The organism is Bradyrhizobium sp. (assembly GCF_049798375.1).
Classification (GTDB): Bacteria; Pseudomonadota; Alphaproteobacteria; order Rhizobiales; family Xanthobacteraceae; genus Bradyrhizobium.
Map to the genome: position 1 here is coordinate 1 of NZ_JBARGP010000770.1, position 7416 is coordinate 7416.

Annotated in this window: 9 protein-coding genes; 7 read left to right on the top strand and 2 right to left on the bottom strand. The window is 63.1% G+C overall.

From position 1 onward, the window contains the following. On the bottom strand, positions 1 to 474 hold a 474-nt coding region (locus tag WA702_RS29470), incomplete at its 3' end, for a pilus assembly protein N-terminal domain-containing protein (RefSeq protein ID WP_425114055.1). Between the two features lie 131 nt (positions 475 to 605). Beyond that, complete coding sequence (locus WA702_RS29475) at positions 606 to 1433, bottom strand: sterol desaturase family protein (protein ID WP_425114056.1); 828 nt, start codon at positions 1431 to 1433, stop codon at positions 606 to 608. 328 nt (positions 1434 to 1761) lie between these two features. Between WA702_RS29475 and WA702_RS29480 the strand changes: the two genes are divergently transcribed. The 7 genes from WA702_RS29480 (at position 1762) to WA702_RS29510 (ending at position 7284) form a co-directional block, all read left to right on the top strand. Next, positions 1762 to 1926, top strand: coding sequence for a Flp family type IVb pilin (locus tag WA702_RS29480; protein ID WP_425114057.1), 165 nt, complete (start codon positions 1762 to 1764; stop codon positions 1924 to 1926). Between the two features lie 93 nt (positions 1927 to 2019). Continuing rightward, on the top strand, positions 2020 to 2154 hold the full coding sequence (locus tag WA702_RS29485) for a hypothetical protein (RefSeq protein WP_425114058.1): 135 nt from the start codon (positions 2020 to 2022) through the stop codon (positions 2152 to 2154). A gap of 112 nt (positions 2155 to 2266) precedes the next feature. Next, positions 2267 to 2791 (top strand): A24 family peptidase, encoded by a 525-nt coding sequence (locus WA702_RS29490; RefSeq protein WP_425114059.1) that lies wholly within the window; start codon positions 2267 to 2269, stop codon positions 2789 to 2791. Positions 2792 to 2988: 197 nt separating this feature from the next. After that, on the top strand, positions 2989 to 3783 hold the full coding sequence (gene cpaB, locus WA702_RS29495) for a Flp pilus assembly protein CpaB (RefSeq protein ID WP_425114060.1): 795 nt from the start codon (positions 2989 to 2991) through the stop codon (positions 3781 to 3783). 11 nt (positions 3784 to 3794) lie between these two features. Continuing rightward, the gene (locus WA702_RS29500; protein WP_425114061.1) at positions 3795 to 5255 is read left to right on the top strand and encodes a type II and III secretion system protein family protein; all 1461 of its coding nucleotides are present in this window, start codon (positions 3795 to 3797) and stop codon (positions 5253 to 5255) included. A 23-nt stretch (positions 5256 to 5278) separates the two neighbouring features. After that, the gene (locus WA702_RS29505) at positions 5279 to 6019 is read left to right on the top strand and encodes a CpaD family pilus assembly protein (RefSeq protein ID WP_425114062.1); all 741 of its coding nucleotides are present in this window, start codon (positions 5279 to 5281) and stop codon (positions 6017 to 6019) included. Beyond that, positions 6016 to 7284 carry an AAA family ATPase gene (locus tag WA702_RS29510; RefSeq protein WP_425114063.1) on the top strand — a complete coding sequence of 423 codons (1269 nt, stop codon included), beginning with the start codon at positions 6016 to 6018 and terminating at the stop codon, positions 7282 to 7284. The genes WA702_RS29505 and WA702_RS29510 overlap by 4 nt, the downstream gene beginning before the upstream one ends. The last annotated feature ends 132 nt before the right edge of the window (positions 7285 to 7416 follow it).

The following is a 7416-nucleotide window of genomic DNA, read 5'->3' on the forward strand; positions in this document are numbered from 1 at the left end:
GACCTGGCCCGACAGCGACCCCGCCTGATCCATCACCTGCTTGAAGTAGCCGTCGGCGTCGCCGAGCGTCACGCGCTTCTGGCAGACCGGCATGCAGCTATAGGTTTCGCGGTCGACGCCACGGTAGACGGTCACGAGCTGATCGGTCGGTCCCGAGACCTGGATCTGCTGGTCCATCAGGATCTGGCCGGAACGGTCCATCGCGATGAAGTTGGTCGCGCCATAACCCTTGCCGGTCACCACCAGAATGCCGCCATTCTGCAGCGTCACGTCGGCAATCATCGGGTTGCCGACCACGATGGTCGCCACACGATCCGGCAGCTTGACGAGCTTGGCCTGATCGACATTGACCTCGACCGCAGCGACCGGATCGGCAAACGCGGTCGCCGGCCACAGCAGCGCGGCAAGCGCGAGCGCACGAAATCCGAACGAGGAAGCACCGCGCAAACGCGGCCGAAGGAAACTCAACGCCATTCTAGCACTCCGGGACATCTACAAGCCGTCTCAAGCGATACGCAGCGGTGACGGCGCCCGACGCGCCAAATCTGCTCTCAATTGGTGAACGATCCGCAAACGGCGGCGCATTTCTGCGATACCCACCGCGCTCAGCGGCGGAACGGAAACGCGACCTGGCCGACGAACTCGCGCGGCATCTCCGTCTCGTCCTTGCCGAAGTTGTCCGGAAGCCGCCCTTCGGGCATCCGGAACGTGCCGAACAGCACATCCCAGATCGGAAAGGTGCCGGCGAAATTGGTGTTGCCGCCGTCATCCACGGCCGTGTGATGCCAGCGGTGGAAGACCGGTGAGGCCAGCACATATTTAAACGGTCCGAGCGTCCAGTTCAGATTGGCGTGCACGAACGCGGAATGGAAGGTGTTGAAGGGACTAACCAGCACCATCGCGTTGGGCGAGATGCCGGCCATCAGCAGGATGACGTCGACGGCGATGGTGCCGAGCAGCAGGTTGACGGGATGGAAGCGCGCGGCAGAGATCCACTCGATCTCCTCGGAAGAATGATGAACTGCGTGATATTTCCAGAAGCCGCCGTCATGGAAGACCCGGTGCGACCAGTACAGCATGAAGTCGGAAATTACGAGGAACAAGGCTGCCTGCAGCCACAGCGGCAGCTGTGCCAGCGGCCCATGGCCATTGTCATAGAAGGCGATCAGTCCGTCCGCATCGCGAATCCCGAATACGACGCCGGCTCCCAGCACCAAAAGCCATATCCGAAAGACGCGGCCGAACAGCGGCACGAAGAACCAGTAGACGATGTCGGTGACGAGCTCGCGCTTCTGCCACCATGGCTTGCCCGGGTTACAGGCCCAGAAATAGCAGAGCACGGAAAACGTGACGGCCAGCACGATCGTGATCGGTATTACCTTTTCTATGGTCACGCCGAACATGACAGCGACTTCCATAGGTAGACTGGACATGGTGAGCCTCATCACAGGAGCCTGCCCGAGGCCTACTCCTCCAGGCTTAAGGAGCCGTGAACCAGCCGTTCACGGAAGCGCGCGCGACCTGGAACGCTTATGGGACACGGCTTCGGGAAGACGCAGCGCGGCGTTTCATTCGAAATATCGCTTTAGCATTCATCGGAAATTTACTCTCAGTAACGACAGCCGCTTGGAGACGAGTTTACGCGACCGAATTAACTACGCCGAAATTGTCGGCCCCTAGGGTGGCCCCATGGTCACGGTGCTGAGAACGCCGCAACGACCAGACTGAGTTCGACCAGCCACGTGTACATGGAGTTACCCTATGAAGAATCTTCTCGCTCGTTTCATGAAGGATGAGTCCGGTGCGACCGCCATCGAATACGGCCTGATCGCCGCCGGCATCTCGCTCGCGATCATCGCGGCAGTGAACGGCCTCGGCACCACCCTGAACGGCAAGTTCAACTCGATCAACGCCTCGCTGAAGTAAGCGAGCGCTGCGACCGAACCTAAAGGCCCCGGCAACCCGGGGCCTTTATTGTTTCAACCTGTTGCTCTCGATCTGCCGCTGGTGAGTTCCCGAATGCGTAAGCCCATTGCGTCCGACGCCGCCATTAAGCAAGCCGCCGCCCTGCTCGATGCGCCCACGCGGCTGGTATGCCTCGCGCTCGGCCTGTCCATCGTCTCGCTCGCGATCCGGATCGCCGGCGTCTGGTAAGCGAGCCTGCCCGGCGCGAGCCCGCCGGCGCCGTTTTCGGATCATTTATCTCTTGCCGCTAGACTTTCGGCCGCGGACGCATCTCGCGCCGGCCTGATGATGCGAAGTACCCATGATCCTCGATCTCGCACGCCTTCTGCTGTTCCCCGCTTTGATGGCGTTCGCTGCCGCCAGCGATCTCTTCACCATGACCATCTCGAACCGGGTGTCGCTCGCGCTGGTCGCCGGCTTCCTGTTGCTTGCGGTGCTCGGCGGCATGGGCATGCAGGAGATGCTTTCGCATCTTGCTGCCGGCGGCGCGCTGCTGGTGGTGGCGTTCGGTTGCTTCGCATTCGGCTGGATCGGTGGCGGTGACGCCAAGGTTGCCGCCGCGGCCGCGCTGTGGTTCGGTTTCCCGCATCTGATGAACTACCTGCTCTATGCCTCGCTGTTCGGGGGAGCCCTGACGCTGCTGCTGTTGCAGTTCCGCCAATGGCCGCTGCCCTATCCCCTGTTGGGACAGCATTGGTTGGCGCGGCTGCATGCGAAGGACAGCGGAATTCCCTACGGCATCGCGCTCGCGATCGGTGCCTTGATGATTTACCCGGAGACCGACTGGGTGAAAGCCGTCGACCTGACGCGCTTCATCGCGCATTGACCTTCTTCGTTCGTCCATCCGCGTCTTCGCGTGCGCCCGACGGGTCGCGGCTTCGGCACGTGACGCGCGCCCGGCCCGTATCAACGCGGTGTTAAGGCGATTTCGATACGCCTCATTAACCATGCTTTGACGAATAACTGCTCAACTCCCATCACGGCGACGCAAGCGGTCGCGGCGTAATGTGGAAAGTGAAGCGTATGAATACCGCACGCATTGTGGTCCTGGCCATCGCCGTGGGCGCCGGCGGCATTGCCGCCTATCTCGCGAGCGGATCAGACGAGAAGGCAGCTCCGGCAGCACCGGTCGTTCAATTGCCGACGGTCGACGTTCTCGTTGCCAAGTCCGACATCGGCCTCGGTCAATCGGTCAAGCCTGAGGATCTGCAGTGGCAGAACTGGCCGGCGGCGACCGCGAGCAACAGTTTCATCCGTCGCAACGATCGGCCGGACGCGACCAACCAGCTGCTCGGCTCGATCGCGCGCGCTCCCTTCATTGCCGGCGAGCCGATCCGCGAGCAGAAGCTGGTGAAGGCCGATGGCTCCGGCTTCATGGCCGCGATTCTGCCGTCGGGCATGCGTGCCGTTTCCACCGAGATTTCGCCGGAGACCGGCGCCGGCGGCTTCATCCTGCCCAATGACCGCGTCGACGTGCTGCTGACGCGTCGCCAGAAGAATCCAGATCACGAACAACCCGATATCTCGACCTCCGAGCTCATCTTGGCGAATATCCGCGTGCTCGCGATCGATCAGGCGCCCAAAGAAAAGGACGGCCAGACCACCGCGGTCGGCAAGACGGTGACCCTGGAACTGCGACCTGAACAGACAGCGACGCTAACCGCGGCGCGCCAGGCCGGCTCGCTATCGCTGGCGCTGCGCTCAATCGCGGATGTGAACGTCGCCGAGAACAAGCTCCCTGAAACCGGCCGCGGGCGCGGCACTAGTATTGCTGTGGTCCGCTACGGCGTTCCCAGCACGATGACGACGCAGAAGTGAGGACGACCGTTATGAAAAGCAGCCAAAATCAGCGGACGAGGCGGACCTGGTTGGTCCGTGCGCTGTCGTTTTCGGCCGCCGCGGCGTTCACGCTCAATCCGGCGCTCGCGCCGGCGATTGCCGCCGACTATCGCACCGTGCCGTCGCAGGCCGCCGACGGCCAGATGAATGCCCGTTTCCTGTCGCTCGGCGTCGGCAAGTCCATCGTCATCGACTTGCCGCGCGACATCAAGGACGTACTGGTCGCCGATCCTAAGATCGCCAACACGGTGATCCGCTCCGCGCAGCGCGCCTACATCATCGGCGCCACCGTCGGCCAGACCAATATCGTCTTCTTCGATGCGCAGGGCCAGCAGATCGCCGCCTATGATATTGCCGTGAAGCGCGACCTCAACGGCGCCCGCGCGACATTGAAGCAGCTGCTGCCGAATGCCGATATCCAGATCGACGGCCTTGGCGACGGCGTGGTTCTCTCCGGATCAGCGTCGAGCCAGGTCGAGGCCCAGCAGGCGGGCGACCTCGCCGCCCGAGTCGCCGGCGGCGCCGACAAAGTCGTCAACAACATCGCAGTGCGCGGCCGCGACCAGGTGATGCTGAAGGTCACGGTCGCGGAAGTCCAGCGCTCGATCATCAAGCAGTTGGGTGTCGATCTCAACGCCACGCTCAATTACGGCACCTCCGCCGTGACCTTCACCAATGCCAACCCGTTCACCGCCAACAATACGCCTTTGGTGGCCAACAACTCGGTGGCCGCCTCGTTAGGCTCCACCCCGTCGGTCCAAGCCACCCTGCGCGCCATGGAAAGCGCCGGCGTGGTGCGCACCCTGGCGGAGCCGAACCTCACCGCGATCTCCGGCGAGTCTGCCAGTTTCATCGTCGGCGGCGAATTTCCGATTCCGGCGGGCTATACCTGCCAGCCGGCGACCGTCGGTTCTCAGCAGCAGTGTCAGCTCACGGTCTCGTACAAGAAATTCGGCATCTCACTCAACTTCACGCCGGTGGTGCTCACGGAAGGGCGCATCAGCCTGCATGTCATGACTGAGGTCTCCGAAATCTCCAACGAAAATTCGGTCAACCTCAGCGGCACGACGATTCCGTCGATCAAGACCCGCCGAGCGGAAACCTCCCTTGAAATTCCTTCCGGCGGCGCGATTGCGATGGCCGGGCTGATCCAGAACCAGACCAAGCAGGCGATCAACGGCCTTCCGGGCCTGATGCAGCTGCCGGTCCTCGGCTCGCTGTTCCGCAGTCGCGATTTTCAGAACAGACAGACCGAGCTGATGGTGATCGTCACGCCCATGGTCGTTCGCGCGGTTGCCCAGAAGGATCTGTCGCGGCCGGATGACGGGTTCGCCGCGGTGTCCGACCCGCAGGCCGATCTGCTCGGCAACATCAACCGCATCTACGGCGTGCCCGGCCGCTCTGAGGCCGGACGCTCCTACCGCGGCACCTACGGTTTCATCACGGACTGAGCTTGGGACGAGGAATTGCACCAATGATAGATAGTTTTTCCCAGGCTCGCCATCAGAAGCTGCGCACGGCGATCGTGCTCGCGGGCTTGGCGATGGTGCTCGGCGCCTGCAATCACACCAATGACGCCATCACGACCGCAAGCATTCCCGAGGACTATCGGCAGCGTCATCCCATCACAGTCCAGGAGGCTAATCAATCGATCGTGGTCTTCATCGGCCATGGCCGCGGCGGACTGACCGCAGAGCAGCGCGCCGATGTCATGGGACTGGCGCAGACCTGGATGCATGAAGGCACCGGCGCGATCAGCGCCGACGTGCCGGTCGATACGCCGAACGCGCGGGCGGCGGCGGATTCCATGCGCGAGATCGAATCTCTGCTTGCTGCCGCCGGCGTGCCGCCGCGTGGCGTCACCGTGCGAAACTACAAGCCGCGAGATCCGCATCAGCTTGCCGCGATCCGGCTGAGCTATCCGCGGATGACGGCAACCGCGGGACCCTGCGGGCTCTGGCCGGAGGATCTCGGTCCGTCGATCAAGAACAAGAGCTATTTCGAGAACCGCTCCTACTACAATTTCGGCTGCTCCTATCAGCACAACATGGCCGCGATGGTCGATAACCCGGCCGACCTGGTGCAGCCGCGCTCCGAGACGCCGCCCTACACGGCTCGGCGCACGGCGCAATTCGAGAAATATCGCAAGGCAACGACAACTTCTGTCACGTATCCCGACGCCGACAAGGCCAAACTGAGCGACACAGGCAAATGATCAGCTACGCCCGACAGAACCCGGAGGAGCAGACGGACATCGTGCCGCCACCGGCCGACGACCACATCGCGCCTGCGCCGCGCGTGTCGGTGCAGGCCTTCTGCGATACGGTCGAGACCGCTTCCATGGTGCAGGCTGCCGGCGAGGACCGCCGGCTCGGCAAGGCCCATCTCAAGGTCCAGATGGGCGGCATGGCCGCGGCGGCCGAGGCCTATCGCTCCGCGCCGACCCCGAACGTCATCGTGCTCGAGACCGACGCCCGCACCGACATCCTCGCCGGCCTCGACCAGCTCGCGACCGTCTGCGATCCGGGCACCCGCGTCGTGGTGATCGGCCGCGTCAACGACGTCACCTTGTACCGGGAACTGGTCCGCCGTGGCGTCAGCGATTACGTGCTTGCGCCGGTGACGCCACTCGACGTCGTCCGCTCGATCTGCAACCTGTTCTCCGCGCCCGAAGCCAAGGCAGTCGGTCGCATCATCGCGGTCGTCGGCGCCAAAGGCGGTGTCGGCGCCTCCACGATCGCCCACAATGTTGCCTGGGCGATCGCGCGGGACCTGGCGATGGATGCGGTGGTCGCCGATCTCGACCTCGCATTCGGCACCGCGGGGCTCGACTACAATCAGGATCCGCCGCAGGGGATCGCGGATGCCGTGTTCTCGCCCGATCGCGTCGACACTGCGTGTATGGATCGCCTGCTGTCGAAATGCACCGATCATCTGAGTCTGCTTGCGGCGCCGGCGACGCTCGAGCGCGTCTACGATTTCGGCGCCGAAGCATTCGACGCGATCTTCGATACCTTGCGCTCCACGATGCCCTGCATCGTGCTCGACATCCCCCACCAGTGGTCGGGCTGGACCAAGCGCGCACTGATCGGCGCCGATGACATCCTGATCGTCGCGGCACCTGATCTTGCCTCGCTGCGCAACACCAAGAATATCTTCGACCTGCTGAAGGCTGCGCGTCCGAACGACCGTATGCCGCTGTATTGTCTCAATCAGGTGGGCATCCCGAAGCGTCCGGAGATCAATGCCGGCGAATTCGCGAAGGCGATCGAAAGCCCGCCGGTCGCGACGATCCCATTCGAGCCGCAGATCTTCGGAGCCGCGGCGAACAACGGTCAGATGATTGCGGAGATTTCTGCCAATCATAAGACCACCGAGATGTTCCTGCAGATAGCACAACGTCTCACCGGCCGCAGCGAGACCAAGAAGCCCAAAGGATCTTTCCTGAGCCCGCTGATCGAAAAATTGCGGTCGAAATAGGCCACCGCGTGGAGTCCTAAGTCGTGTTTGGTAAGCGTAGCGGATTAGACGGCGATACCAGGGCAATGCAGCCGGCCGCGCCGGCCCCGGCCCTCGAACCAGCTCCCCTGGCGGCGAGCGCGCCTCTGGGTG